26 protein-coding genes and 1 pseudogene are annotated in these 23,947 nt (G+C 49.0%); 16 read left to right on the top strand and 11 right to left on the bottom strand.

Annotated elements, in window-relative coordinates; genetic code table 11:
• The first annotated feature begins 151 nt into the window (after positions 1 to 151).
• Positions 152 to 532 carry a hypothetical protein gene (locus tag N836_RS53420; RefSeq protein ID WP_023073048.1) on the top strand — a complete coding sequence of 127 codons (381 nt, stop codon included), beginning with the start codon at positions 152 to 154 and terminating at the stop codon, positions 530 to 532.
• A 19-nt stretch (positions 533 to 551) separates the two neighbouring features.
• On the opposite strand, the gene N836_RS53415 is transcribed toward N836_RS53420, so the two are convergent.
• Genes N836_RS53415 through clpS form a run of 3 tightly spaced genes read right to left on the bottom strand, consistent with a single transcriptional unit; the run spans position 552 to position 2,396 of the window.
• Positions 552 to 1,718, bottom strand: coding sequence for a hypothetical protein (locus N836_RS53415; protein WP_023073047.1), 1,167 nt, complete (start codon positions 1,716 to 1,718; stop codon positions 552 to 554).
• A 48-nt stretch (positions 1,719 to 1,766) separates the two neighbouring features.
• Positions 1,767 to 2,063 (bottom strand): DUF2103 domain-containing protein, encoded by a 297-nt coding sequence (locus N836_RS53410; protein ID WP_023073046.1) that lies wholly within the window; start codon positions 2,061 to 2,063, stop codon positions 1,767 to 1,769.
• Positions 2,064 to 2,066: 3 nt separating this feature from the next.
• Complete coding sequence (gene clpS / locus N836_RS53405; protein WP_023073045.1) at positions 2,067 to 2,396, bottom strand: ATP-dependent Clp protease adapter ClpS; 330 nt, start codon at positions 2,394 to 2,396, stop codon at positions 2,067 to 2,069.
• A gap of 372 nt (positions 2,397 to 2,768) precedes the next feature.
• On the opposite strand from clpS, the gene N836_RS0138140 reads away from it, so the two are divergent.
• The 3 genes from N836_RS0138140 (at position 2,769) to N836_RS53395 (ending at position 7,124) form a co-directional block, all read left to right on the top strand.
• Positions 2,769 to 3,725 (top strand): 2-keto-4-pentenoate hydratase, encoded by a 957-nt coding sequence (locus tag N836_RS0138140; RefSeq protein ID WP_023073044.1) that lies wholly within the window; start codon positions 2,769 to 2,771, stop codon positions 3,723 to 3,725.
• A 328-nt stretch (positions 3,726 to 4,053) separates the two neighbouring features.
• Positions 4,054 to 4,869 carry a DUF928 domain-containing protein gene (locus tag N836_RS53400; protein WP_023073043.1) on the top strand — a complete coding sequence of 272 codons (816 nt, stop codon included), beginning with the start codon at positions 4,054 to 4,056 and terminating at the stop codon, positions 4,867 to 4,869.
• On the top strand, positions 4,869 to 7,124 hold the full coding sequence (locus N836_RS53395; RefSeq protein WP_023073042.1) for a CHASE2 domain-containing protein: 2,256 nt from the start codon (positions 4,869 to 4,871) through the stop codon (positions 7,122 to 7,124). The genes N836_RS53400 and N836_RS53395 overlap by 1 nt, the downstream gene beginning before the upstream one ends.
• On the opposite strand, the gene N836_RS53390 is transcribed toward N836_RS53395, so the two are convergent.
• On the bottom strand, positions 7,099 to 7,554 hold the full coding sequence (locus N836_RS53390; protein ID WP_023073041.1) for a peroxiredoxin: 456 nt from the start codon (positions 7,552 to 7,554) through the stop codon (positions 7,099 to 7,101). The genes N836_RS53395 and N836_RS53390 overlap by 26 nt on opposite strands.
• 112 nt (positions 7,555 to 7,666) lie before the next feature.
• On the opposite strand from N836_RS53390, the gene N836_RS53385 reads away from it, so the two are divergent.
• Positions 7,667 to 9,127, top strand: coding sequence for a DASH family cryptochrome (locus N836_RS53385; RefSeq protein WP_031292816.1), 1,461 nt, complete (start codon positions 7,667 to 7,669; stop codon positions 9,125 to 9,127).
• 11 nt (positions 9,128 to 9,138) lie between these two features.
• Here N836_RS53385 and N836_RS53380 read toward each other — a convergent pair whose 3' ends face one another.
• On the bottom strand, positions 9,139 to 9,780 hold the full coding sequence (locus N836_RS53380) for a Uma2 family endonuclease (protein WP_023073039.1): 642 nt from the start codon (positions 9,778 to 9,780) through the stop codon (positions 9,139 to 9,141).
• A 71-nt stretch (positions 9,781 to 9,851) separates the two neighbouring features.
• Between N836_RS53380 and N836_RS53375 the strand changes: the two genes are divergently transcribed.
• Positions 9,852 to 10,163 carry an antibiotic biosynthesis monooxygenase family protein gene (locus N836_RS53375; RefSeq protein ID WP_023073038.1) on the top strand — a complete coding sequence of 104 codons (312 nt, stop codon included), beginning with the start codon at positions 9,852 to 9,854 and terminating at the stop codon, positions 10,161 to 10,163.
• Positions 10,164 to 10,186: 23 nt separating this feature from the next.
• Here N836_RS53375 and N836_RS53370 read toward each other — a convergent pair whose 3' ends face one another.
• The 3 genes from N836_RS53370 to N836_RS53360 form a co-directional block, all read right to left on the bottom strand.
• Positions 10,187 to 10,690 (bottom strand): hypothetical protein, encoded by a 504-nt coding sequence (locus N836_RS53370; protein ID WP_023073037.1) that lies wholly within the window; start codon positions 10,688 to 10,690, stop codon positions 10,187 to 10,189.
• 3 nt (positions 10,691 to 10,693) lie between these two features.
• Positions 10,694 to 11,269, bottom strand: coding sequence for a hypothetical protein (locus N836_RS53365; protein WP_023073036.1), 576 nt, complete (start codon positions 11,267 to 11,269; stop codon positions 10,694 to 10,696).
• A gap of 288 nt (positions 11,270 to 11,557) precedes the next feature.
• On the bottom strand, positions 11,558 to 12,718 hold the full coding sequence (locus N836_RS53360) for a pyridoxal-phosphate-dependent aminotransferase family protein (protein ID WP_023073035.1): 1,161 nt from the start codon (positions 12,716 to 12,718) through the stop codon (positions 11,558 to 11,560).
• Positions 12,719 to 12,912: 194 nt separating this feature from the next.
• Between N836_RS53360 and N836_RS53355 the strand changes: the two genes are divergently transcribed.
• Together N836_RS53355 and N836_RS0138135 are read left to right on the top strand one after the other, a co-directional pair.
• A complete protein-coding gene (locus tag N836_RS53355; RefSeq protein ID WP_023073034.1) occupies positions 12,913 to 13,629 on the top strand; it encodes a C40 family peptidase in 717 nt (238 codons plus the stop codon).
• 165 nt (positions 13,630 to 13,794) lie between these two features.
• Positions 13,795 to 15,093 carry a lysylphosphatidylglycerol synthase transmembrane domain-containing protein gene (locus N836_RS0138135; RefSeq protein WP_023073033.1) on the top strand — a complete coding sequence of 433 codons (1,299 nt, stop codon included), beginning with the start codon at positions 13,795 to 13,797 and terminating at the stop codon, positions 15,091 to 15,093.
• Between the two features lie 16 nt (positions 15,094 to 15,109).
• Here N836_RS0138135 and N836_RS53350 read toward each other — a convergent pair whose 3' ends face one another.
• The gene (locus N836_RS53350) at positions 15,110 to 16,102 is read right to left on the bottom strand and encodes a M28 family peptidase (RefSeq protein ID WP_023073032.1); all 993 of its coding nucleotides are present in this window, start codon (positions 16,100 to 16,102) and stop codon (positions 15,110 to 15,112) included.
• Between the two features lie 14 nt (positions 16,103 to 16,116).
• Between N836_RS53350 and N836_RS53345 the strand changes: the two genes are divergently transcribed.
• Positions 16,117 to 16,599 carry a hypothetical protein gene (locus N836_RS53345; protein WP_235071097.1) on the top strand — a complete coding sequence of 161 codons (483 nt, stop codon included), beginning with the start codon at positions 16,117 to 16,119 and terminating at the stop codon, positions 16,597 to 16,599.
• Here the strand turns inward: N836_RS53345 and N836_RS78200 are convergent.
• Positions 16,570 to 16,809, bottom strand: a pseudogene (locus tag N836_RS78200) (glycosyltransferase 61 family protein); the annotation flags it as partial. The gene N836_RS53345 and the pseudogene N836_RS78200 sit on opposite strands and share 30 nt — an antisense overlap.
• A gap of 245 nt (positions 16,810 to 17,054) precedes the next feature.
• Between N836_RS78200 and N836_RS53340 the strand changes: the two are divergent.
• From N836_RS53340 to N836_RS73350, 7 genes are all read left to right on the top strand, one after another.
• Positions 17,055 to 17,399, top strand: a complete 345-nt coding sequence (locus N836_RS53340) for a rhodanese-like domain-containing protein (protein ID WP_023073030.1) — start codon at positions 17,055 to 17,057, stop codon at positions 17,397 to 17,399.
• A 75-nt stretch (positions 17,400 to 17,474) separates the two neighbouring features.
• Positions 17,475 to 17,945 carry a phycobilisome protein gene (locus N836_RS53335; RefSeq protein WP_023073029.1) on the top strand — a complete coding sequence of 157 codons (471 nt, stop codon included), beginning with the start codon at positions 17,475 to 17,477 and terminating at the stop codon, positions 17,943 to 17,945.
• 37 nt (positions 17,946 to 17,982) lie between these two features.
• Entirely contained in the window at positions 17,983 to 18,663 is a 681-nt protein-coding gene (locus tag N836_RS53330; RefSeq protein ID WP_023073028.1) for a V4R domain-containing protein, read from the top strand.
• Positions 18,660 to 18,950: a hypothetical protein gene (locus tag N836_RS53325; protein ID WP_023073027.1), complete on the top strand. Its 291-nt coding sequence runs from the start codon at positions 18,660 to 18,662 to the stop codon at positions 18,948 to 18,950. The genes N836_RS53330 and N836_RS53325 overlap by 4 nt, the downstream gene beginning before the upstream one ends.
• Positions 18,951 to 19,002: 52 nt before the next feature.
• A complete protein-coding gene (locus N836_RS53320) occupies positions 19,003 to 19,476 on the top strand; it encodes a phycobilisome protein (RefSeq protein ID WP_023073026.1) in 474 nt (157 codons plus the stop codon).
• Positions 19,477 to 19,568: 92 nt separating this feature from the next.
• Complete coding sequence (locus N836_RS53315) at positions 19,569 to 20,234, top strand: V4R domain-containing protein (protein WP_023073025.1); 666 nt, start codon at positions 19,569 to 19,571, stop codon at positions 20,232 to 20,234.
• Positions 20,235 to 20,275: 41 nt separating this feature from the next.
• Positions 20,276 to 22,030: a serine/threonine-protein kinase gene (locus N836_RS73350; RefSeq protein ID WP_023073024.1), complete on the top strand. Its 1,755-nt coding sequence runs from the start codon at positions 20,276 to 20,278 to the stop codon at positions 22,028 to 22,030.
• Between the two features lie 13 nt (positions 22,031 to 22,043).
• Here N836_RS73350 and N836_RS53305 read toward each other — a convergent pair whose 3' ends face one another.
• Complete coding sequence (locus N836_RS53305) at positions 22,044 to 23,822, bottom strand: DUF1565 domain-containing protein (RefSeq protein WP_081716863.1); 1,779 nt, start codon at positions 23,820 to 23,822, stop codon at positions 22,044 to 22,046.
• Positions 23,823 to 23,947 lie beyond the last annotated feature (125 nt).

The following is a 23,947-nucleotide window of genomic DNA, read 5'->3' as shown; positions in this document are numbered from 1 at the left end:
AAAAGATTATATCTGTCTGTTCTTAAGGAACTCAGAGTCGTTTTTGAATGTCTTCTAAAAAACGCAAATCGCTTTTCATCCAAGGAATCAGGATGTATGTGTCACGCTTTAAAACATGACTAAGTCTCATTTTATACACCAAATTTAACGTATGACATCCAATACTAAAAGGACCGTTGAAGATCAGTCAGAAGCTATTGATTTTCTGCTTTTGGCTTTAATTTTGTCCAACAGTCGTTTTCAGCGATATTATCCGTTAACACAATTTTTGAACTATCAATTGGGATTGTTTCTCGATCTGCTAAATATTCTCCAACGCTTACGTGACGTAGGATGGCTGAGAAACATCTCAGAGTCTGAAAGCCTAACTATATATGAGATTACAGATACTGGTGAAGAGGAATTGAGTCGTATCAATATGAACTCTGTGTTTCAACAGTTGCAAAATGATGTGGGCAACCCCAAACTGCTTTCTGCTTTGCAGAAAATGCTACAGCCCACACCATCCCCAAATATCTCGCCACCTGTCTAGAAACCAGCTGATTCAAAGCTTAGCCAGCACGTAAGCTCCTAGCGATTTCTAGACAAACGGCTAAAGGGGCATTTGTTTTAATGGCTTGGGAATCGAGATGGGTGCGGGTGGCGCGATAAGAGCGATCGCAAATCCTCCTAATCAACCGATCCCTTGCCGGCACATCCATCTGGCCCCGACGCCCAATCTCCGCCAGAGGATAGTAGTAAGGGGGCATCGCCGTCTCCTCACCCATGATCGCCAATAGCCGCTGTAGTCGTTGGGGCCAACGCCACTGATGGGCCAAAGCAGCCATCTGAGCGATATAGGCTGCGTCATGGAGTGGCCCTAGCCACATGGGTCCGCTAACTACCGGTGCTGTTCCACAAACTTCGCAGCCCAGCTGACCCAGCTGTCGCCAATCAGCCGTACGAAACTGACCACAGCTGTGGCAATAGGCCAAAAATCCATAGTGCTTGTCCTGCCAAGAGCCAGTCACAACCCGTACCATCACCCGATGGATAGAGCCATTAAAAATCGAGAATACCGGCTCAATGTGAAACCCTCTGGTAGCGGCCTGCTTAGCTGCACAGCCAATCAACAGCCTTAATCCCTGCTCGTGAACGGCAGGATGACTGCGGGCACAAGCCCCATACATCTGCACGCTTCTCTCTAAAGCATGACCGCTGGTCGTTCGGCCATCGGTGCTGGTGAGATAGAGCAGTCCTCCGAACTTAATAGCCCACAGTGCTGTATTGACAAAGGGCGTAGGACTGCCAAAGCTATCGATATCGATCAGGTCGTAATAGTCTTGCTGCTGGGCACAGCTAAAAAATAACTGGTTGGCATCCTGATGGGTAATGCGATAAGTGTCAGGAGCCATCCCCTGGTGTAAATTTGCACTGAGCACCGCCTGTAGGTCAGGATTGCCCTCATTGGCCCAGACCCATTCAGCACCAGCCTCCAAATGATAGCGTAGAGGACGAACACCACAGCCGGTCATGGCATCAATGACACGCAACCGGCCGTGCTGCTGACGATAGATGGCCGCCGCCAACACGGCTAGATCACGACCTATCTGGCTGGTAGAGCGATAAAAAGCGGTTGCGGTACCCGTAGCCATGCCTTTGGCGATCGCAAATCGTGCCTTCCCTTCTTGCCGCTGAGCGCTAGTGGGTAAAATTCTCCTGTCCTCTCTATTCCCCATTAACTGCTGACCATTGACTACCGTCAAAAGACCCTAAGCACCGTTTCTCTACAGTACCGTCTCAATCACAGTTGCCAATTGCTCTGCACTCAAGTCAGTAATCACAAACACTTCTTGCACCGACTTACCTTTGCGGGCAATCAACTTAAAGCCGCCACGAATTGGGACAGACACTTTCAAGCGCAGCTTTGGCGCATTGGAACGCCCCCGGCTAATCACCGCCGGTGTCACGGTTGTAATTTGAGGATGGGTCGCCAGCTTTTGCAAAATTGCAATCAAACCAGGAATATGAGTCGAATGGTTAAGCACGACGCGACCACGCAGATCTTTGGGAGTAGATGCCATGGGCTAAGCCTGCTCTAAGGGAGCCATAGTCAACCCAGCTCGAATTAACTGACTGTGGTAAAGTTCTGCCTGCTCAAGCGGTCCAATCCATACGGTAGCTTGCCCTTCATAATGCACCTGATTAGTCAACTTCCAGGCTTGATCGGGGGTCATGTGGGGAATATATTTCACCAGCGTCTCAGCCACATGTTGAAACGTGTTGAAATCATCATTGAGCACAATCACCTTGTAGTTAGGATATGGCTTTCGGGTGGTTTGTCCCGCCCTCTCCCGAGTCACTGTAGGTGACGCAGAAATGGCCTGAACGGTCGAATTAAAAACTACCGCCTTCATAGGTTATGACTTCGCTAAGACAACGGACATACGGTCGCACCATCGCCTATGGGAATGATCGTAGATGTCTTTATATACAGTAACAAAATGCTCTGGAAGATTGGCGAGGGAGATTAAAAAGAAGTCAGGGCACACAGAAGTTAGAAAGACCATGTGAGCACATGTTCAGCTTCACGTACAAAACAAATTCTACACAAGCCAGTTGGCCAGGCGTCACCTTTATTGATGCATTTATAGAAAAATCTTTGTAAGCTAGATAATCTTCTGAACACTGGTGCTGGCAAAATTTTTAGGGGTGTTTTAGATCAACAGACGACGCCAGCCAGATAAATTTAATCTTTAGACGATTTACTAAAAGTAAGGGAACGGAGTATGAAATACTGGCGCTGGCTACAGGGCATGGGCCTCGGCATTCTCATGGCTGGTGGAGCCACAACTATTCAAGCCCAGGAGTTGGGGCCTAAGCCATTACAACCCTTACGGTTAGCCCAAAGCTATACAGACCTGGTAGCAGTTTCATTGTTCCAGCACTACACCGCTGGTTATCCAGCCCCTATCCTGACGGAAGGTCTATCATCACGCCAAATTGACTCAATTCACATCGACTTTGTCCGTCGTTTAATGAGCGAAGCCGGCGATGAAGGTGTAATCGTCGGCTACAAAGTGGCGCTAACTAATCCCAAATCCCAGTCACAGTTAGGCATTACCCACCCGCTTTACGGCTTCCTGCTAGAGAATATGCTGCTTGAAAGTGGAGCAGAGTTGCCCTTTGAGTTTGGCAGCCGCCCTCAAGCTGAAGGGGATTTGATGGTCCGGGTCGGTAGCGCCGATATTAATCAAGCAGAAACAGATTTAGAATTATTGGCTGCTTTGGATGCCGTCATTCCTTTTTTAGAGCTACCCGACCTGATTTATGAAGAAGACGCTTCGATTAATGCTGGGGCCATGGTAGCCGTCAATGCCGGGGCGCGATATGGTGTCATGGGCGACCCAATTGATCTGAAGTCTGAAGATAGTGGTCTGGATCAGCTGGCCAATATTCGAGTTGTCCTCAAAAATGCCAGGGGTCAATTTTTGGTTGAAGGAAATAGTACCGCCTTATTGGGACATCCAATTAATGCTGTGCGCTGGTTGCGGGATACTTTGCAGAGCCAGGGTGTAGACCTGAGACCGGGGGATTTATTGTCATTGGGTTCGGTCACCTCTTTAGTGCCGTTGGATGCTGATACGGATATTACAGGGATCGAAGCTCGGTATTTTGGCCTCAGGGATGATGAACGCTCCATTGATCTCGAAGTCTCATTTGAGCGTCCTGAAGAGGATGACTGATGTGCCTAGCGGGTAAGTGTTTGAGTGTAATAACGATTACTCATGTGTCTGTAGAACCGACGAGTCAATTTTTCATGGGTAGTCACCTATGATCAAGCTACGATCAAGTTGACCAACCTGCGTCTACAAGACATTACAACAGTTATTTAAGAGATTTTAGAGCATGATTCTGTCAGCCTTGTTGGCAGACAGTTTCCCCACTGGTCTACTCAAAAGTTACCGAAACAGGTTCTGAAAATCATGTAGTTCTGCGTAAGAACAGTTAACTATTCAAACACACATATCACTTAGTCCCGCGTAATCAGAGGTTGTTAGAGAAGAAATCGTCATGTCTATTCCTTTGCGTTGTATTCCAGCTGCGCTTGCTACCCTGATAGTGGTTGGTGCTGGTCCTAGTTATGCTTTAGAGTTTCCTCAAACCCGCGATCGCGGTGCCCCTGCTCGGGGACCATCCATGGCGACTCGCGGTGAGATCTGTCTGGACCCTCAAAATCGGCCTTCCTTGACATCGTTGTTGCCTCATAATGCGATCGCAACCGCATTTGGAGCCGACACCAATATTCCTATGGCCCTCTGGTTCTACATTCCAGAAACCGTAGCCGCTGGCGCAGAGTTGACCATTGTCAATGAACTGGGGGATGAAATTTTTCAACAGGCTATTGCACTGCCTGAGACCCCTGGCACCCTCCCAATCGACCTGCCCAGATACCAGGCAGACGGCGTCACCCCCACCTTTGCCTCCGGCAGTCTATACTACTGGGATTTTGCCCTGATTTGTGACCCAGACGATCGTGGAGACGATGTCCTGCTGGGTGGTGGCATTCAGCGGCTTGATGCCAGTCCCGATTTCTTAGCCGAACTCAACGCCGTGGCCAATGATCCACTGGCCCAGGCCGAACTCTATGCAGCCGCTGGTGCATGGCAAGAAACCATCGCCTTAGCCGCCTCTATTCGGTCTCAAAACCCAACTGCCTGGGCCGAACTACTCACATCGGTTGACCTCGATTCTGTCGCTGCACAACCCATCTTAGGTCAGGATGATTTGGCAGGAGAAGTCCCAGCAAGGACACCGACAGCAACCCCCAACCATTCCAGTGACCTGCAGCAGCTACTGGATGGCATCAACCACAGCGGCGCTGAATAATGAACCTGAAAAAGCTGTGGTGGCAGTGGCGCGGGGTAGCCATTGCCACGCCAACTGCCACCATTCTTGTTGTTCTTCTGAGGGCGGCAGGGCTGTTACAGCCCTTAGAGTGGCGCACCTACGACCAATATTTACAGTGGCGGCCTGAAGAGACCGACCCACGGATTGCCATTGTTGGCATCGACGAGCAAGACATTCGGGAACTAGGCCAGGCTATTATCCCCGATGGAATTTATGCTGAAGTAATTTCAAAACTGGCTCAACAAAACCCTAGAGCGATTGGTCTCGATATTATTCGCGATGTTCCCGTAGAACCCGGCCATACCGAGCTAGAACAAGTTTTTCGTAGTACCCCTAATCTGGTAGGTATTCGCAGCACTTTAGGAGACAATGCCGAGCGGGATCTGATTGATGCCGCCCCCACCCTGGCAGAACTAGGACAAATTGGCATCAACAACGGCATTGTAGACAACGACAATACAATTCGACGGGGACTGCTGATGGTGACCACCCCTGAAGGTGACCAGGCCCCCAGTTTTGCCCTGTATCTGGCCCTGCTTTATTTAGATGCTGAAGGGATTGGCCCCGAACCCGTCGATAATACAGACTCCTGGCAGCTTAATGGCGCAGTCTTTCGACCGTTGGAAGCTAACGATGGTGGGTATGTCCGGGCCGATGCTGGCGGCTATCAAACATTAATTAATTATCGCGGCGGTAGCGAGCTGATAGAAACCGTCCCCTTAAGAGCTGTACTTAATGATGAAATCGCCGATGACTGGGCTACAGATCGGATTATTCTGATTGGCTCTATAGCCGAAAGCCTGAAGGATAGATTCTTCGTACCCCACAGCAGTAAGATGTTGGCCCTGCCCAAGTCCATGGCTGGGGTAGAAATTCATGCCAATATTACTAGTCAAATCATCAGCGCGGCCTTAGAGGGTCGAGCCTTGATCCGCACCTGGTCAGAACCAATGGAAATTCTCTGGATTTTTCTATGGGCTGCATTGGGAGCAACAATCACCTGGATACAGCGCGATCCAGGCAAACGTACGCTCCTGCGTCAAATGGCTCTACTGGTGGCCGTTGCTTCGATTTTGGTCCTGGGTGCCTATGCATTATTGCTAGCAGGCTGGTGGGTGCCGGTGATTCCGCCATTAATGGCTTTAGTCGGCGCTGCTTCTGGCGTCAATACCTATTTGGCTCGCAGTGCCAGCCAGATTCGTCGCACCTTTAGCCGCTATTTAAGCGATCAGATTGTGGCAAATCTGCTGGAAAATCCTGACAATCTTAGATTAGGCGGCGAGATTCGTAAAATCACGATTCTCACCTCTGACCTCCGGGGATTTACAGCCCTATCAGAACAGCTGCCCCCTGAAAAGGTAGTCAAAATTTTGAATCTATATCTGGGCTATATGTCCGATGTGATCAATGACTATGAGGGCGTCATTGATGAGTTTATGGGGGATGGCATTTTGGTGATTTTTGGAGCTCCTAATACGGTGGCCAATGATAATCATCCCGACCGGGCCGTGGCATGTGCGATCGCAATGCAACAAGCCATGGTCGAAGTCAATGCCGCCATGCGGGCCAATGGCTTTCCTGAACAAGAAATGGGCATCGGCATCAACACTGGCCAGGTAGTCGTCGGCAACATCGGCTCCGAGAAGCGAACGAAATACAGCGTCATCGGCGGTGCCGTCAACCTCACCTTTCGCATCGAGTCCTACACCACAGGCGGTCAAATCTTTATTTCCGAAGACACCCACCAAGAGATGGATACCATCAACAATCATCGCCTGGCTATCCAAAGCAAGCTCGAAGTCTACCCCAAAGGCATCAAACGCCCCATCACCATCTATGACGTCACCGGCATCGGCGGCGACTTTTACAATCTTTCTCTTACCACAGAAGAACTTCCCCTAGAGCCCCTAATTGAAACCATCCCCATTGAATACGTAGCCCTAGAAAACAAACAAGTTGGAGCCCAACATCATCAGGGAAGTCTCCACAAACTCTCCGCCAAAACAGCCTTGCTACACATCAAAGATGTTGAGCCCCTCAGCATACTCACCAACATTAAGCTGACAATCCAGACCCAGACAGCGCCGCTAGAGGTACGTGAAACCGACATTTATGCCAAAGTGCAACAGCAAGGCAAGACCGAGCAAGAATATGTGATTACCTTCACAGCCCGGTCGCCTGCAGTCATCGCGTGGCTAAATCAACAAATCAGCCCAACCCTTTCAACACTGTAAGCGCTTCATCCACGTGCTTTTTAGGATTGAATTGGGAGTTGAACACATGACGAACGGTGCCGCTTTGATCAATCACATAGGTCACACGCCCTGGCAGCAAACCTAGGGTAGCCGGTACACCATAAGCCTTACGCACACTTGAATCAGCATCACTCACCAAAGTAAACGGCAGACTATACTTGCCAGCAAACTTTTGATGTGACTCTGGAGAATCACTACTAATGCCAATCACCTCAGCCCCCAGATCCTGAAAATCCTGGAAGCTATCACGAAATGTGCAGGACTCCGTAGTGCAGCCAGGCGTATCATCCTTGGGATAGAAATACAGCACCACAGTCTTCTGACCCTTAAAGCTAGATAGCGTCACCGACTCCCCAGACTGGGACTGCAATGTAAAATCCGGAGCCGTATCACCCACCTTAATCGCCATCGTTTGCGTTCCTTTCTTTTATGGGAAGAAATTGTTAACTTTTATTTAGCATACTGCTTTGGTAGAAAAATTAAACGCTCTACCTCTCCCCACCCAACTCAAACCTTTTTTCATGCGCATTTTGCTCTGGTTTCGCAATGACCTCCGCCTCCACGATCACGAACCGCTCCACCGAGCCCTAGCGCAAAACGCAGAGATTATTCCCGTCTACTGTTTTGATCCACGTCAATTTAGCCAAACCAGCTTTGGCTTTCCCAAAACCGGTGTATATCGTGCCCAGTTTTTGCTAGAAAGCGTGTCTGACCTGCAAGCATCCTTACAGACAAAAGGCTCAGATCTCGTCGTACGTCATGGCAAACCCGAAGACGAAATTCCTATCATTGCCAAAGCACTGCAGGTAGACGCTGTCTACTGGCACGAAGAAGTCACCAGCGAAGAGCTAGCTGTGGATGCAGCCCTAGAAAAACAACTCACCCAGCTCAAAATCAGTTATGAAGTGTATTGGGGAGCCACCCTCTACCATCCCGACGATTTACCCTTTGAAATCTCTCAGCTCCCTAAAGTCTTCACCGCCTTTCGCAAAAAGGTCGAAAAAAGCAGCTCAGTTTATCCAGCCTTTGTAGCCCCCACAAAACTGTCGCCACTGCCCACTATTGAGCCAGGTAGGCTGCCTACATTAGCCAGTCTAGGATTAGACAACAAAACTCCCGAGCCACGCGGCGTCTTGTCGTTTAAAGGAGGAGAGACCTCAGCCCTCCAGCGTTTGCAACATTATTTTTGGAATGTAGACAAACTGCGCGTCTACGAACAAACTCGCAATGGCATGTTAGGCGCAGACTATTCCTCTAAATTCTCCCCCTGGCTGGCCCTGGGTTGTCTCTCACCCCGTCGTATCTACGAAGAAGTGGGAGCCTATGAAGCTAAACGTGTAAAAAATGACTCCACCTATTGGCTAATATTTGAGCTACTCTGGCGAGACTTTTTTCGGTTTATCTGTGCCAAACATGGCGATACCGTGTTTTATCCTTCAGGATTACGAGGGTTACAAGTCGACTGGAAACAAGATTGGCAACGATTTGAACAATGGACCAGAGGTGAGACAGGATATCCGCTGGTGGATGCCAACATGCGAGAGTTAGTCACCACTGGATTTATGTCAAACCGGGGACGACAAAACGTCGCCAGCTTTTTAACTAAAAATCTGGGCATCGACTGGCGCATGGGAGCAGAGTGGTTTGAGTCGCTGCTGATAGATTACGACGTTTGCAGCAACTGGGGAAACTGGAATTACACAGCTGGTGTCGGCAACGACGCTCGCGGTTTTCGCTATTTCAATATTCCTAAACAGTCAAAAGACTATGATCCAGATGGAAAGTATGTAAAACACTGGCTACCAGAGCTAGCCAAGGTACCCCGCAAAAAAATTCACAGCCCCTGGAAACTAGATGCAGACGAGCAGAAGCGTTGCAATGTGACTATTGGTGTGGATTATCCCAATCCAGTGGTGGACTTGGATAAGTCAGTGCGCAGAAATGAAGCCATTTATAATGCCGCTATGGAGATCCGTCGTTAAGTTTAGACTGACTAACGAATCTGTTCCATAAACCATGCACCAATTGCTGACTGATCGGCAACGTCACTGCGGCGTAGTGCCTCTACAATCAGACTCAGGGTCAAATTTGAGAGTACTTTTGATGTGTCAATACGTTTGCTGCTGCCATCTGGCGAAATCGAAAACGCAATCAGCTGGACATTTCTAACATCCCAAATCCAATACTCAGAAATACGTAACGCTTCATATTGAAGACGTTTTTCACCTTTATCATCAGCCAGGGTCGTGTCGGAAATTTCGATCACCAGATCTGGTTTGGGATGTTGCTCTAAGTTAATGATGCGAGTGCCTTTAGGGATACAGTTCGCATGATCACCAACGTAGTAAGAGATATCCGGTTGAAATTCATCGCTACCGGGTCTGCGATAAGAGCAAGCATCACGAGGATCAAGGGGAATACCCGTAACCATGCCGAAAAGACCAATAAGCAGCATGAGGATGGCATGGTCTCTTGCATGATCGGAACCTGTTGGCATGGTTTCCAGCCTCATTTTGCCATTGGAATAGTAGGCTTTATGGTGTTGATGTTCAGGCCGTTCAACCAACTGCACGAACTCATCCCAGGCAACTGATGTCCAGGTATCTGTAGGGAGTGGTAAGCGTGTTAAGGACATAGCACTCATCAGGATTGAATTCGAACATAGCTCTATTCTAGAAGATCTGCCAGTATTGACTCACTCAACCCATGATTCTAGAAGTCGCTATTCTTGACATCAAACCCGGAGAAATCGACGCCTTTGAAACTGCATTTCAGCAAGCCCAGTCGATTATTAGCTCCATGGCTGGCTATGGCAGCCACCAATTGCAAAAGTGCATCGAAAAAGAGAACCGATATATATTGCTAGTGACTTGGCAAACCTTAGAGGATCACACTCAAGGTTTTCGCGGTTCAGAAGAATATCAACAATGGAAGGCGCTGTTGCACCACTTTTATGATCCGTTTCCCGTGGTGGAGCATTATCAGCGGGTAACTGGCAGCAAGGTATTAGAAAGCTGAGCCCATCTAGATCCCGTCAGTCATTATCTATCCAGCAGGTGTGATTTATACTTCAGCGGATTCTTTAGCAAGCGCAGAATTTTAGACGGAGCCAGGTTCAAAATTTTGTTAGCTAGAGTAGGAGCCTGTTTAATGCTTTTCAACTTTAATATCTGGTGAACTTGCTCTAGGACAGCTGGCTCGATATCTTGCTCCTGCAAATATTGAACTACTAGCACCTGTTGAAGGCGGTATAGATCATTCCAGGTTTGAAAAGCGTTTTGCGAACTTCGGGCTTTTTCTAGCTGTTGACTGAGCGTCGCTATTTTTGAAGCTACGTCATCAGCTTTTTCAGCTTGCGTAGGAGCATCAGTAGTTAATTCTTTTTCAGCCCTAGCATAGGTATATCCTAACTTGAGCGAAGCATCGGCTACATTGGCCGTATTTTTGGCCAAGTCTTCACTCAGAGATGACATTTTATCGATACCCGATTCGATGTTATCTAACTTTGCTGAGGCTTTTCTGAGTGAATCCGTTAAGCGCCCCATGAGTTAACCTCGGTTATCAAGTAAGCTACGATTAATACTAGCTTGATCTTCTTTTAGAAAATCGTTTTCGTCGTCTTCAACCACCACATCTGCCCGTTTCATCATTAGTTGGCTAATATCTGTGGTCAAAAGTCTTTTTGCAGCCTGTAGTAATCGCCAGAAGCCGCCTAGGCTCTTATTATCCTTAACTTCCTCATAGACGTTTTCAAATTCATCTAATAGACCAGCAGTGGCATCAAGCTGTTGCTTCAAATCACGCACACTGCTGGACAGCTGATCACGTTCTGTTCGAATTGACCCTTGTAACTGAACACTATGAGCTAAAGACTTTTGCAGAGTTTCTTTATCCCGACTAAGAGTATCCAAAGCGGAACTAACATTAGCCAAGCTATGCTTCAGTGTCTTAACTTTGGTTTTAGCTTCTGTCTGACGCCTTACTAACTGCCCACGACTAATGGATAAGCGCTTATATTCTTGACGAATATCTTGATAAGTAGCCTCAAGCTCTTCTCTATTTAACGTTTGAATGTGGAGTGGGAATTCGCCGACACTCCTATATTCTTTGAATCCATCAGCCATGAGTCACTGATTCCGAATTTAAGTATGGAAACTAGACAAAGCGCGACTTATATGACTTCAAAGCACGTCGCTTCGATTAGTACTACTCTAGCTCGCTCAGATCAGAACAGGGATGAGTGGTTCTTAGGAACTTATAAATAATTCAAAGAAATTTGATATTTTTTACTGCAATATTAACTGATGAGACATACACGATTTTTTCTCATATGAAAAATCTCTGCTGATACTTTGAAAATATTTCGGTTCTCAGCAGAGGTGATTTTTACAGACCTTTTGTTAATTAGCCAGTTACAGCTCTGCCATAACTTTGCCTAAAGCCACTAGCACATTGTCTACATTTTCTGGCCGACTGTTATAGCCCATCAGGCCAATACGCCAGACCTTACCGCCTAGTTCACCCAAACCATTGCCAATCTCAATATTATGGTCATTGAGTAGCTTACTGGTTACCGCTTTCGCATCAACACCTTCTGGCACCTGAACTGTTGTCAATGTTGGCAGACGATATTCTTTATCCACATGACAATTAAGACCCAAATCTGCCAGGCCCTCCCACAGTTTCTCGGCGGTCGTTTGGTGACGCTCCCAGGAGTTCTCTAATCCTTCTTCAGTGACTAGACGTAGCGCCTCACGGATTGCGTAGGTCATGTTAACCGGGGCAGTGTGATGGTAGGTGCGATCCTTACCCCAGTAGTTACGCAGCAAGGAAATGTCTAAATACCAGTTAGCGACCTTGGTCTGACGTTGGTCCAACTTTTGCAGGGCCCGCTCGCTCATGGTGAAGGGGGAGCTGCCTGGAGGGCAGCTTAAGCCTTTTTGGCTGCAGCTATAGGCCATGTCTACTTTCCACTCATCTAGAAAGATAGGAATACCACCGAGGCTAGTGACCGTATCAACCAGAAGCAGACAGTCAAACTCACGGCACAGATCACCTACACCTTCCAGGGGCTGACGCGCACCGGTAGAGGTTTCGGCATGGACCAGAGCCAGAATGGCAGGACGATGCTCTTCGAGGGCAGCACGTAGTTCGCCTAGGCTAAAGACCTGTCCCCAGGGTTTGTTGATGCTGCGGACATCGGCTCGATAGCGACCGGCCATATCCACCAGGCGGTTGCCAAAGTAGCCGTTAATGCCGACAAGCACAACATCCCCAGGCTCGACTGTATTGGCCAGAGTGGCCTCCATAGCGGCAGAACCAGTGCCGCTGATGGGCAATGTCATCTGGTTCTCGGTTTGCCAGACGTAGCGCATCATCGCCTGTACTTCATCCATTAAATCCAGATAGGCTGGGTCTAGATGACCGATGGGCTGCCGGTTCATAGCGGCAACCACGTCGGGATTGGAGTTGGAAGGGCCAGGGCCGAGCAGCAGACGCTCCGGGATGTCTAGGGCTGGGGGGGTAATACGAAAGGTCTCGTTGATTTTGGGTCGAGCGGCAGTCAGAGTCATGGCGTTGCTTAACGGATGAAGACGACTAACAAAACAGTAGCTAATGCGACAAAATGTTTTTTTATTGTCTGACGTAATGGGTCATTCGTTACATAGGAACGTCAAGAGCGTTACATTCGGGTTGCAGATATTTAATTGCAGTATGGCGCTGTCTGCACTTTGAATGCTAAGGGTTCGGAACACGGAAAAGGAGGATGAATTTGGTTCAGTTAATGGATTTGAAGAATCGCTGGCAGCTGGCTCCTGAGGCTGAGTATCGATGCGATCGCAACCTCAACCTCTACAAAACCCCAACTGAACCCAGTCTGGTTACCCAGGCCGCCACCGGACGCCAGCTGAGAATCACAGCCATTGAATCCACAGGCATTCATGTCATTCTGTGCGCTGACGACTATCCCGGCTGGCTCAGGTTAGACGATATTGACGCCCTGACACCTGCCACTACGTCGTACCAGCCGCCTACTATGACTCGGCATGATATTGAGCAAGTGATTCCAGATGCGATCGCCTTTACCCAGGCCGCTATGGCAGTTCCCAATAAATATCTTTGGGGTGGCACTGTGGCTCCTAACTATGACTGCTCCGGGCTAGTACAAGCCGCCTTTGCATCAGTAGGAGTCCCCCTACCCCGCGACTCTTACCAACAAGAAGCCTTTACAACCACAATTGACAAACATGACCTGCTAGCTGGGGATCTGCTCTTCTTTGGTACCCCAGAGCGTACCAACCACGTTGCCCTATCCCTGGGAGCAGGAAGCTATATCCATAGCTCTGGCAAAGATCAAGGACGCAATGGTATCGGCATTGACTCAATCGTCACTCTCGCCGATCCAGTCAGCCGGACCTACCATAACCAATATCGGTGCTGTGGCCGAATTATGACAGGCTATCTGCCCCAAAAGACAATCTAATCGGTAATGTGTCAACACTGTGTGCTAAACCTGTATCCAAAATGCCCGTCCAAATTAAAAGTCTAGGTTATGACCCTAGAGTTTTAAATGTGAACGCGGTTTAATACTCGTTACCATTGCCCAAGTGTTTTACACCGCCATTTTATGTGCGGGCTCCTACCACCCATGGTTAATCGCATCCTTCGCTGGTTTTTATTTGGTGGCATTCTATTCTTTCTTGCTAAGACCTTAAAGGATCATTGGCAAGAGGTCAGAACTCTGGAAATTACCGGCGCTACTTTAGCGCTGCTGACAGTTGCTTTAGGAATTACGCTGATCGCCCACATTTGGTCGGGGTGGGTATGGCATCTGATTTTAAAATCCATTGGCCAGCCCCGCGATGGTCGATGGACCACCATGATCTATCTCAAAACCAACATTGCTAAGTATCTACCAGGCAATGTCTGGCATTTCTATGGACGGGTACGGGAGCTACAGACATCGGGCTCATCGACGGGCGCTGCTATCCTCGGTGTTGTGTTAGAACCCGTGCTGATGGCTGCTGCCGCTCTGGGGTTAGCTGCCATTAGCTTTAGCGTAACTGCGGTTAATGACTGGCGGCTGTTAATTGTGTCCACAGCAGCGCTAGTGGCGATGCTAGTGGCGATTCACCCACGTTTTCTGAATCCCATCCTGCAAAAGCTCGGCAAAGCCAAAGCTAAGTCCCAAGGACTGACGGTGATTATCAGCACGTTACGGCTCAAGCGGTATCCTTGGTCGTCACTGTTGGGAGAGCTTGGGTTTGTGATCCTACGCGGCATTGGGTTTGTGATTACGATTGCGGCCCTCCAAACGCTACAGCCAAATCAGATTTTGCCAATTATGGGGGCGTTTAGTATTGCCTGGTTGCTAGGGCTGGTGGTGCCTGGGGCTCCCGGTGGTGTGGGTGTATTTGAGGCGGTTGCGATCGCAATCTTGGGGAATCAACTGCCCAGTGGGTTAGTCATCAGCGGCGTTGCCCTTTACCGCTTGATTAGCACCCTGGCCGAAGCCCTTGGGGCCGGGCTCATCTGGCTAGAAGAACGCATTGCCGAAATGATGGCTCCCGTAGCAAAGTTCAGAAAACGGCTCCTATTGTTGCCCCCAGCCAGAAACGATATTTCTGCAGAAGAAGAAACAGCTGCCCTCCTAGAAACCGCCCCCCAAGCAACACCTGAGGTTTCCTATGTGGTCACACCCAAGGAACAGAATTCACCTCAAGCAGCATCCTCACAAGCCATCACGATGTATGGAGAAGACTCCGTCACTGATGACTTAGACAATGATTTGCTCAGCGGAGAGTTAAATGATGCAGCCGTTGAAGACATGACTCCTGGCGTCAAACTCGACAAATCAGAACCCGCATTGCCATCGTTTTTACCTCAGTCTGTCAAAGCCGAAGGAGAACCAACTTCACAATCTTTTTCACCTAGAAAGAGTAGTTAGATTTCCAAACTCGCATTTAGCTATTTGCCAACAGCCCTGATAGACGCTCAACCACGTAGTTAGCAGTCTGTTCTAAAAACGTTAAATCCAAAGTCTCAACCGTATCACTGTCCCTGTGATAATTTGGATTGCGAAAATTGGCAGTATCAGTCACCATCACGGCTCCAATAGCATTGAGCCAGAAAGGGACATGGTCACTGCGAAAGAGATCGGGCATCAGCGGCAAAACCCCAATGGGCACTGGTAGCGTCACTGCTTTGATCGCTGTTGGTATCTGGGTGTCAGCAGTATTCTCAGCCTCGGTAGAAAAGACAGCCAACAAGTCTGGATGCTCGGCATCGCCAATCACCCCAATAAAGTCTCCTTGATTGGGCAAACCTTCATCTCCTAGTCCAGGTGGATAGGTTTGACAACCGGCTTCATAACAGGCATAGCCTAGCATTTCTAAAATGACTGCACCGGTTAAGCCATTCAGGTTGGCGGCATCGTTGACAAACGCATTACTACCCAACAGTCCGGCACCCGCTGGTTGTAGCTCTTCCTGGTCAAACAAGACGACCTGCAGGGTTTTATCGGTCGGGTAGTCGGCAAACAGCCGGGCTATCTCTAAGACCGTGGCCACAGCACTAGCATTGTCGTCTGCACCAGGGGAACCGGCCACTGAGTCATAGTGTGCGCCGACTAGAATTTTTTGCTCAGGGGTTTGCATGCCCGGACGGACAACGCTCAGGTTAATACCTGCACTGTCGCCAACCCCAAATGCTTGACTGATGGGCTCGTAACCGTAGCTTTGGAGTTGTTGGGTTAAGTAGGTGCGGGTGCAGGCTAAGGCGGTGTTAGTGTGCCGTTCGTTGGCCAGGGTTTGGAGGTGCGATCGCAGTTGCTCACCATCCACCCTAAGCTGCGACGATTGGGCTTTGGAAGATAGCTCATAAAACACAAACAGACCGGCTGCCAACGTCAGTAAGCCTAGCCATAGTCCAACTCGATGCCTAAATTGCTTGCCCATGACCCATATCAAATGTGATTGATGTATCCGATATCAAGATGCAGCCCACTGTAGATCGCGGTATTGAGAATCGTCTATCAGCCGCTTATTTCTATTTTATGAAAACATCTTCTAAACTTGACCAGTCTAATCAGCGCCATGTTGTTTTACTAGCACTAGGCTATGGTGGACTATTCTTATTAATTCTATGGGCGGCCTACACCAATAACTTACCGCTCAGTTTGCTCGGAAAAATCCCCTACTATGACAAAATTGGGCACGTAGTGCTCTACGCCCTAGCCAGCTATCTAGGCCATCGAGTTTTGCATCGACAACACTTCAGAGGTGTTCGATATTTGCCTATTTTTCCAGTATTGTTTGGACTGGCAATGACAGCAGAAGAGATTGTGCAAGGGCTCTCACCCTATCGCACCTTAGATGCACTAGATTTAGTCTGCAGCCTCAGCGGTGTGGTGTTGGGCTATTTTCTAGCGCAAAGACCTGAACAGCAAGGTTAACCCCCATTTGAGAAGTACTCTAAATAGCTTTGCTTGTTCAGCAACACTCAAGGGATTGACTTTAACAATTTGAAGATTATAGGCTGCCAATAGTTCTCTTAACTCACGCTCATTAAGCAGTTTTCTACCAGTCTTGACATATTCTCTTGCGAGATAAACTCTTCGATATGTTTTTTGGATAGGGTGTTGTATAAAAGCTGATTTGATGGCCTTGCAGAATCGGGCAAAGGAATCACGGGACTGCTAGTCGTTGGTCTGATTCATATACCTGCAAGGATCGATTGCTCATGCTCAAGTAATAGCACGAGGGAAGCTACAACGCCTCTGCTCTGTTTGACAAACGGCAATCGATGGGTTGCTTCTACTTTTAAGCAGAGTTGCTTTATATTTCGTCTAATTAGCGATCGCAAACGCTACCCTAATCAAATAAGTGGTGATCCTATCGGAGCAGATCAATGTACGAAATGGCAGGTATCGAAGAAATATCAGCGCCCGAGTTTGCCCAACGACTAACAGATGGTGAGCTACAGCTCGTGGACGTGCGGGAGCCAGAGGAGGTTGCGATCTCGCATCTACCTAACTTTATTCATCTACCCCTAAGCCAATATCCTGACTGGTCCGAGCAAATCTTTAATCACCTTGACCCCAGTCTCGAAACCATCGTTATGTGCCACCACGGCATGCGGTCTGCCCAGATGTGCCAATGGCTCCAACGCCAGGGCTTTGAGCGTACCAAAAACCTATCCGGCGGCATCGACGCCTACGCCCGACTTGTAGATAACTCCATTCCCCGCTATTAATAGCCTTATTCCAATGTACAGACATTGCCAGCACCATCTCTTCCCATTCAAACTACCGCCCACTGCCTTGCCCCTATGTTTAGTCAGCTTCAAACCCTCGTCCGTGAAGTCGATGGTCGCTATGCCACTGATACAGAACTCATGTTTTTGCAAAACTATTTGCAAACAGCCCGGCTGAGGTTTAGTGCCTATCAAAAAATTCAAAAAGCTGAACCAGACATTATCCAGCAAGTCAAAAAAAAGCTAAAAGCAACTGACCCCCAATTACTGCGACGCGGCAAAGTAGACCTCAGTGCAAAATGGCAGCGAGACACCGTTAGAGTATTACGCTACTGCGCCCATGCTCTGCTGGTGGCAGATGAAGTGGGCCTAGAAGAGAGCTTTCTACTCTGGTTTCAATCCATCATGCGCTCCTTCAAAGCCCAACAAAGTTGCGACATCACCTACAAAGCGATGCAGGAAATCATCCGTCAATACCTGACACCACAAGAGGCTGAGTTATTTTGCCCAATTTTGGCCCAGGCCAGACTTTTGCTAGGTCAATAGCGTTACCCTGAAGGTATCTCCAGGTATATCAGGTCTTATGGACACCCCGTCGGTTCATTCCCACAAGCTGCATCAGCAATACCCCCAAAAGCATAACCACTATAAGTTTTCCGATTTCTTTCAGTTCAATGGTTCAGAAGGCACTATTTCTGACTGGAATGGCAGCCGTAACATCCTCACCAGCGAAGACTTTATCATCGGCCTGTTAGAAGGATTAGAGGAAGAAGTTGGAGCAGCCTCAGCCGCTGTCATGTATTCCATCGGATTGGAATGGGGTAAGCAAGACTCACAATTTTTTGACCAATGGTTTGAACGTGAGTATAACGTGAGTCCACAGCAAGCTAACCTGATGTTTTTGTTAGAAACCTGGTGGTGGCCTTTTACAGCCCAAGGCTGGGGACGTTGGGAAATCGACATGGCCGACCGCACCCAAGGGTTTATGTTTATCAACCTATTTGACTCAGCCGTAGCGCGAACCCTGGGAGATGTTGGTAAACCCGTCTGCTATCTCTATGCAGGCCTCTATGCAGGCTTTTTCACCGAAATGGTTCGTAAGCAACTGAGCTGTATCGAGATTCAGTGTTATTCCATGGGCGAAACCTACTGTAAGTTTCTATTGGGAGCCAAGGATCGCATTGATGCAGCAGCATTTTGGCTGAACGAAGGAGCAACAGCCAGTGATATCGAAAACCGGCTGCGTTCTGGAGACTCATTATGATGGGTAGCCTTCCAACCCCGTATAGGCTGGATAGTCAACCAGCAGAAACGATCTCAGTCGGCGAATTTTTTCAACAAATCAATTGGTATGGGAGCGTCTTGCTAGATCTGGATGATGCCGCCATACTCCCTCCCTATGAAACAGTTGGGCAATTTTTTGGTACATTTCCTTGGCAGGGTACAACAGCATCTATACCCGCTGATGACTGGGCTCCCATTAGAGATGACGATATCGTCTCAATAGAAGACGATACCCTGACCCTGGAGGACCTGTCGGCATTGTTCTAGGTCAGGCGGTCGTCTGTCCCAGGTTCTGGATAAAAACTGCCCATTGATCACCATGACAACTCCCAGCCAACACATTTTGCGGCAGATTGAGCTGCAACCCGATAGAAGCTATCTTACAGCTCAGGAATTGAGTAACCTTGGTCGGTATGTTGGCAGCCTAGCGGATCGGGTTCGAGCCTATCGTCAGCTGCGTGAGTGGGAGGTGAATCTGCTTCAAGAATTGGTGGATCGACTCCCAGCTGAGCTAAAGGAGAATCAAAGTTCTCTAGAACAAAGCATTAAACAAACGATTCTGATTTTACGCTACGCAGCCCTAGGTATGCTGGCAGATGATGTCAATCTAGGACGGCGGCGGTTAGAAGGATGGCTGCCAACCATGGTATCGGTTTACCAGACCCAAGCCATTGATACCATCCTGCAGCGTTACCTCAATCAACAGCTACCCAGGCTCCTGACTGATTCACAGTTTGCCCTACTTAAACCCGCGCTAGAAGCTGCCCAGCAGCTGTTACAGGCTGAGGAGTAGACGCGCTGCTCTGTTTGAGGAAACTCTCCGATGATAGAATTTGCTCAAACGGGTGTCATGTTTGTAGAAGGCCCTTTAGGAAATACGTCAAGATGGTGTTAGTAGCCGACTTACTTGCAGACAATAACCTGACGGCTAACTATTTTGCTAGTGATGTATACGTGCACGGCACTCTAGAGCTGGGGTTGTTGGAAAATCGCCGGGGTGACCGCTTGTTGGCACTGCCGAGTACGCTCATTCGGGCGATTTATTCAGGGTTGGACAATGAAACTGGTCAGGCGGCCATGCTAGTGCTATACAACTGCGGACGCTGGTGGGGTAAAAACTTTTATACTCGCTTTTGTGAAGAGCTGACTGATTATCACAATCGGTCGATATTAAGCTTATCGATGGCTGAATTTATGCAAGCCCTGCAGCAATGTTGGGTCACCCACGGCTGGGGCCAGATTAGCCTGGATAAGACCTATCAGTCTCAAGGTTTTTTAGTTGTTAAAATTCGGTCATCGGCGTTTATTTACTACGCACCTAAGTTAGAGCAACCTGTTGGTTTTCTGGAGATGGGAGCATTACAAGCCTTTTTTAGTGCGTTGAGTGATCAAACACTGCACTGTGTGCAAACGGAATGTGAATCCCTAGGAGCTGAAGAAAATTGTTTTGTCCTGGGTCTTAAAGAGCGGTTAACTCTGGCAGAAACCGGTGTAAAGCAGGGCCTTTCCCATAATGAGATCATGAATCTACTGGTAGCGCAGGGAGCATAGCGGCGTGCTGGCGGGTCAACGAACGCAACGGATGCAGTGATGTGAAAATTATCCATCAGCGGTCTAGCTATCGCCTGTTAGGACTGGTTGGCAACGGTCAGTTTGGGCGTGTGTATTGTGGAGTTCATCGCAAAACAGGACAGCTGGTGGCGATTAAATATGTTCATCGCCATAGCTTATCTACCCATGCGTTTTTGCGAGAGCTGCACTGTTTATTAAGTCTTTCCCATCCCAATATTGTGGCTTGCCATGCACTAGAACATGCTGAGGATGGTCGACAGTTAATATTGGAGTACTGTGCGGGGGGAACTTTGCGATCGCACATGCTCAATCCTTTAAGCCTGGCTGACATCCTCACCCTGGTATCAGATGTCCTGCGTGGGTTAGCCCACGCTCACCAGCAAGGAGTCATCCATTGCGACATCAAACCCGAAAATATTTTACTCAGCTACTGTGGCAGCCGCTGGCGAGCCAAGATTTCTGACTTTGGCATTGCCAGATTGGTCCAAGAACTGCCTAACCATAAAGGGTCAGGTCAAACAGGCTCTCCTGCCTACATGGCTCCAGAACGCTTTTATCGTCAGTATGCTCCCACGGCAGACGTGTATGCCGTGGGCATCATGCTATTCGAACTCTTGGTAGGACAACGACCGTTTACAGGCACTCCTACAGCCTTACAATCAGCCCACCTTAACCAGCCCGTACCCACAGTCGATCACCTCAGCAAACCGCTAAGACAAATCATCAATAAAGCTTTAGAGAAATTACCAGCCCGTCGATATCCAACTGCGGCTGAAATGTTAGCAGATTTGCAACAGGTCGATCCCCTGAGTGCAGAGCTAACCTTACCGGACAGAGCCGAGCCGATCATCTACCATCCCTATCGGGGTCTCCCCACCTACAGCTTGACTCACCCCGTACATCACCTCAAGCAGTATTCAGCCACACTGACAAACGGAACCGCTGCAGACTCCCAGACCCTGATTGCCTGTGGCCCTCAATTAAGCATCTTACAGCCGCCATCCCTCACTATTTCTGAGCAAAGTTTAGATGGTCCAATTCAGGGCATATATTCACACAAAACCGGGTTACTAGTGAGTACACCCTACACGCTTTGGCGTGGCTCTACCCCCACTGCTCTGACGCCCCTAAGCCATTGGCCCACACCGTCGCTGGTCGCCGTTGCACCTCACCATCGTTGGGTAGCTACGGTTAGCCCCAGCACCAAACAACTGACCATTACGCAACTGCGCCAGTCAAACCAGGTGCCTGCCCGTCGACCACTGCCACCAGACCTGGATATTAATCAAGTGCTGGCACTTGATGACGGTCATATCGCCATCTTAGTTAGCTCTAAACAAGCCGGTAGTCAGCTATTGCTATGGAACCGACAAGGCATGTACCTCACATGCCTAGATTTGGGTATTACTCTACGACAGTTAACTCCCATGCAACAGCCTCATCAGTGGCTGGCGATCGACGTAAATGAGCCTCATACAGTGATTATTCTGACCCTGAAGCCTCTGCGTATGACCCGCTTGATTTTAGATATTTGCCCTACTTTTATGCTGGACTTACCCCTGGGCTATCTCTTTAGCAATAGGGAGGGACGGATACAGTTGCTGGATCGTGATTTCTCCACAATTGGTGGGATTCAGGGACCAGCCGCAGTGACTGCGGTGACCGCCTGGAGTTCCCATGAGCTATTGGTTGCTACATGGCAAGACAAACCAACTGGCGTGAGTGCGCTTCATACCTTAGATTTACAGGATTTTGAGCTAGATGTGATTTTTTAATGGCTGTCAGCGTTCAATTTCTCAAATTGACCTGCCCATCAATGCCATGCTCTCGGAGCCAATCTAATCGCTCTTGAGCATCTGCTTCGTCTACATAGGCACCCGCCTGCATAAATATGCGATCATCCACCTGGGTACGAAAGGCATCAGGCACCAAACTCTGCAATGCCTCTGCATCTGCCATATCAACCAGCACACGATAGCGAAATGTGGCAGCTAGAGCTACTGTGGTGCCTGGCGGAGTCAGACTCATGGAACCCTGCCCACTCGGAATCGCCACCGATGGTACAGGTAATCGCTCACCAGTGTCGATCACCCTAACGGCGGGGGCAGCAGGAGTAGCAACATCAGGAGCGGATTCAACGGTTGCAGTTGGCGGCGATGAGTCAGGAACAGGACTACTATTTAATCGAGCCAAAAGTTTCGCAACGCCTTCTCGTCGTTCCTGACTGGGTGAATTATGGGGGGTACTCTCATCGGGTGTCGTTACCGGAACAATGGCTATAGGAATGGCATCATCGGTAGCCATGGTCTCAGCTGTCCTGTCAGTTGTTACCGGAGCTGGTGCCACCGATGCCGCTGCTAACTGTTGTCTGTCAGGTGCGATCGCACTAATCGATTCATCCGAGATCGCCTCATCTGAGATCGCCTCATCCAAAACCGCTTCATCCACATCCGTTATCTCTTCTAGTATCGCCGTCGGCGTAGTCGTTACAGTCACAGCCTCAGCAGCAGCATTCAAGTCAGTATCGGACTGGATAACAGCCACAGCAGTTTCCATCTCAGCGACTTCAGGCTCAACAGTTTCAGCATCAGGTCTGATCAGTACCGCCGCTCGCTCTTGAACCGCCACTGCTGCCGGAGGATTCGACTCATAGGTACCGGCTGCAACCTTAACGGCAATGACATCCGTAGGGTTAGCAGGTGCTGCTGGCGCTACTGCCACAGCTGTGTCTACTTCCACCACCCCATTACGTCGGTTGTCATCCAGTACATTCGCTTCTATGAGAGGACGGGCATTATTCTTTAAGGCAATCCCCACATCATTGCGAGCAATCCGATTGTTATTAATGATTGGAGTGGCTGGACTCACCACAGTAATAGCCCGGCCTGTTGCTTCAAAATAGTTACCTCGCACCATGGCACGACCATCTCCTTGAATGGTCAAACCATAGTGGTTACGGTGAAAGTAGCTATTCTCAATCACCGGAGCCCCATTGGAGACCTGGACTCCAGAAACAGCGTTAGACACGAGTGCCACCCTGCGCAACACAGGTGAACCCGCCGTAATCCACACGCCACTTCCCTTGGGGTTAGACACCGTGACATTCGCCAACCCAGAGCGATCGGTCGTCACAATGGTGGCATAGTTGGCAGTGCCACTATCCTGAAACTCTCCACCGCCAGCAATGATCGTGTTACGAGTTTCACCTGCATTCCCTTGAATTGTGAGTCCAGGTCGCAAACGCAAAGGAAAATGTTCACCCGATTCTTGGCTATAGTGGCCCGGTGCTAACAAAATTACTGTACTAGTGGCGGGGGCCATCCGTAATGCTTGCGTAATCGTCCTGTAGGGTTGTTCCACACTGCCAACTCCCTGCTGATCGTGCCCTGCCGCTGCATCAACATGCAGCACACGATAGTTTTGAGCCCCCTGACTCAGCGCATATTGGTCACGAGAGCTATTAGAAGGTTCCTGGGCATTAGCCGGGAGTGTTGTTATGACGGCTGCCATGGCTAGCAGCAACAGCGTATCCTGCACAGATTTCATATATTTTTTTGTTGCGCTCATCGTCAAATCCACCAGACAGTTGCTCGGGAGAATACTCTTCTCCGAGCTGCTTGCGATGACGCTCTGCTCACCTTCCTAAATCTGTGGTTAGTGCTGCAAAATCTGCGGTAGGTGCGTGAAGCAGG

It is taken from the genome of Leptolyngbya sp. Heron Island J, from assembly GCF_000482245.1.
Lineage (GTDB): Bacteria > Cyanobacteriota > Cyanobacteriia > Phormidesmidales > Phormidesmidaceae > Leptothoe.
This window is presented reverse-complemented; position numbering and strand designations above follow the sequence as displayed.

What these genes read in the sequence shown, in the direction of transcription:
- N836_RS53420 (WP_023073048.1), top strand. Translation starts at nt 152, where the DNA reads ATGACATCCAATACTAAAAGGACCGTTGAAGATCAGTCAGAAGCTATT.
- N836_RS53415 (WP_023073047.1), bottom strand. Translation starts at nt 1,718, where the DNA reads ATGGGGAATAGAGAGGACAGGAGAATTTTACCCACTAGCGCTCAGCGG.
- N836_RS53410 (WP_023073046.1), bottom strand. Translation starts at nt 2,063, where the DNA reads ATGGCATCTACTCCCAAAGATCTGCGTGGTCGCGTCGTGCTTAACCAT.
- clpS (WP_023073045.1), bottom strand. Translation starts at nt 2,396, where the DNA reads ATGAAGGCGGTAGTTTTTAATTCGACCGTTCAGGCCATTTCTGCGTCA.
- N836_RS0138140 (WP_023073044.1), top strand. Translation starts at nt 2,769, where the DNA reads ATGAAATACTGGCGCTGGCTACAGGGCATGGGCCTCGGCATTCTCATG.
- N836_RS53400 (WP_023073043.1), top strand. Translation starts at nt 4,054, where the DNA reads ATGTCTATTCCTTTGCGTTGTATTCCAGCTGCGCTTGCTACCCTGATA.
- N836_RS53395 (WP_023073042.1), top strand. Translation starts at nt 4,869, where the DNA reads ATGAACCTGAAAAAGCTGTGGTGGCAGTGGCGCGGGGTAGCCATTGCC.
- N836_RS53390 (WP_023073041.1), bottom strand. Translation starts at nt 7,554, where the DNA reads ATGGCGATTAAGGTGGGTGATACGGCTCCGGATTTTACATTGCAGTCC.
- N836_RS53385 (WP_031292816.1), top strand. Translation starts at nt 7,667, where the DNA reads ATGCGCATTTTGCTCTGGTTTCGCAATGACCTCCGCCTCCACGATCAC.
- N836_RS53380 (WP_023073039.1), bottom strand. Translation starts at nt 9,780, where the DNA reads ATGTCCTTAACACGCTTACCACTCCCTACAGATACCTGGACATCAGTT.
- N836_RS53375 (WP_023073038.1), top strand. Translation starts at nt 9,852, where the DNA reads ATGATTCTAGAAGTCGCTATTCTTGACATCAAACCCGGAGAAATCGAC.
- N836_RS53370 (WP_023073037.1), bottom strand. Translation starts at nt 10,690, where the DNA reads ATGGGGCGCTTAACGGATTCACTCAGAAAAGCCTCAGCAAAGTTAGAT.
- N836_RS53365 (WP_023073036.1), bottom strand. Translation starts at nt 11,269, where the DNA reads ATGGCTGATGGATTCAAAGAATATAGGAGTGTCGGCGAATTCCCACTC.
- N836_RS53360 (WP_023073035.1), bottom strand. Translation starts at nt 12,718, where the DNA reads ATGACTCTGACTGCCGCTCGACCCAAAATCAACGAGACCTTTCGTATT.
- N836_RS53355 (WP_023073034.1), top strand. Translation starts at nt 12,913, where the DNA reads ATGAATTTGGTTCAGTTAATGGATTTGAAGAATCGCTGGCAGCTGGCT.
- N836_RS0138135 (WP_023073033.1), top strand. Translation starts at nt 13,795, where the DNA reads ATGGTTAATCGCATCCTTCGCTGGTTTTTATTTGGTGGCATTCTATTC.
- N836_RS53350 (WP_023073032.1), bottom strand. Translation starts at nt 16,102, where the DNA reads ATGGGCAAGCAATTTAGGCATCGAGTTGGACTATGGCTAGGCTTACTG.
- N836_RS53340 (WP_023073030.1), top strand. Translation starts at nt 17,055, where the DNA reads ATGTACGAAATGGCAGGTATCGAAGAAATATCAGCGCCCGAGTTTGCC.
- N836_RS53335 (WP_023073029.1), top strand. Translation starts at nt 17,475, where the DNA reads ATGTTTAGTCAGCTTCAAACCCTCGTCCGTGAAGTCGATGGTCGCTAT.
- N836_RS53330 (WP_023073028.1), top strand. Translation starts at nt 17,983, where the DNA reads ATGGACACCCCGTCGGTTCATTCCCACAAGCTGCATCAGCAATACCCC.
- N836_RS53325 (WP_023073027.1), top strand. Translation starts at nt 18,660, where the DNA reads ATGATGGGTAGCCTTCCAACCCCGTATAGGCTGGATAGTCAACCAGCA.
- N836_RS53320 (WP_023073026.1), top strand. Translation starts at nt 19,003, where the DNA reads ATGACAACTCCCAGCCAACACATTTTGCGGCAGATTGAGCTGCAACCC.
- N836_RS53315 (WP_023073025.1), top strand. Translation starts at nt 19,569, where the DNA reads ATGGTGTTAGTAGCCGACTTACTTGCAGACAATAACCTGACGGCTAAC.
- N836_RS53305 (WP_081716863.1), bottom strand. Translation starts at nt 23,822, where the DNA reads ATGAGCGCAACAAAAAAATATATGAAATCTGTGCAGGATACGCTGTTG.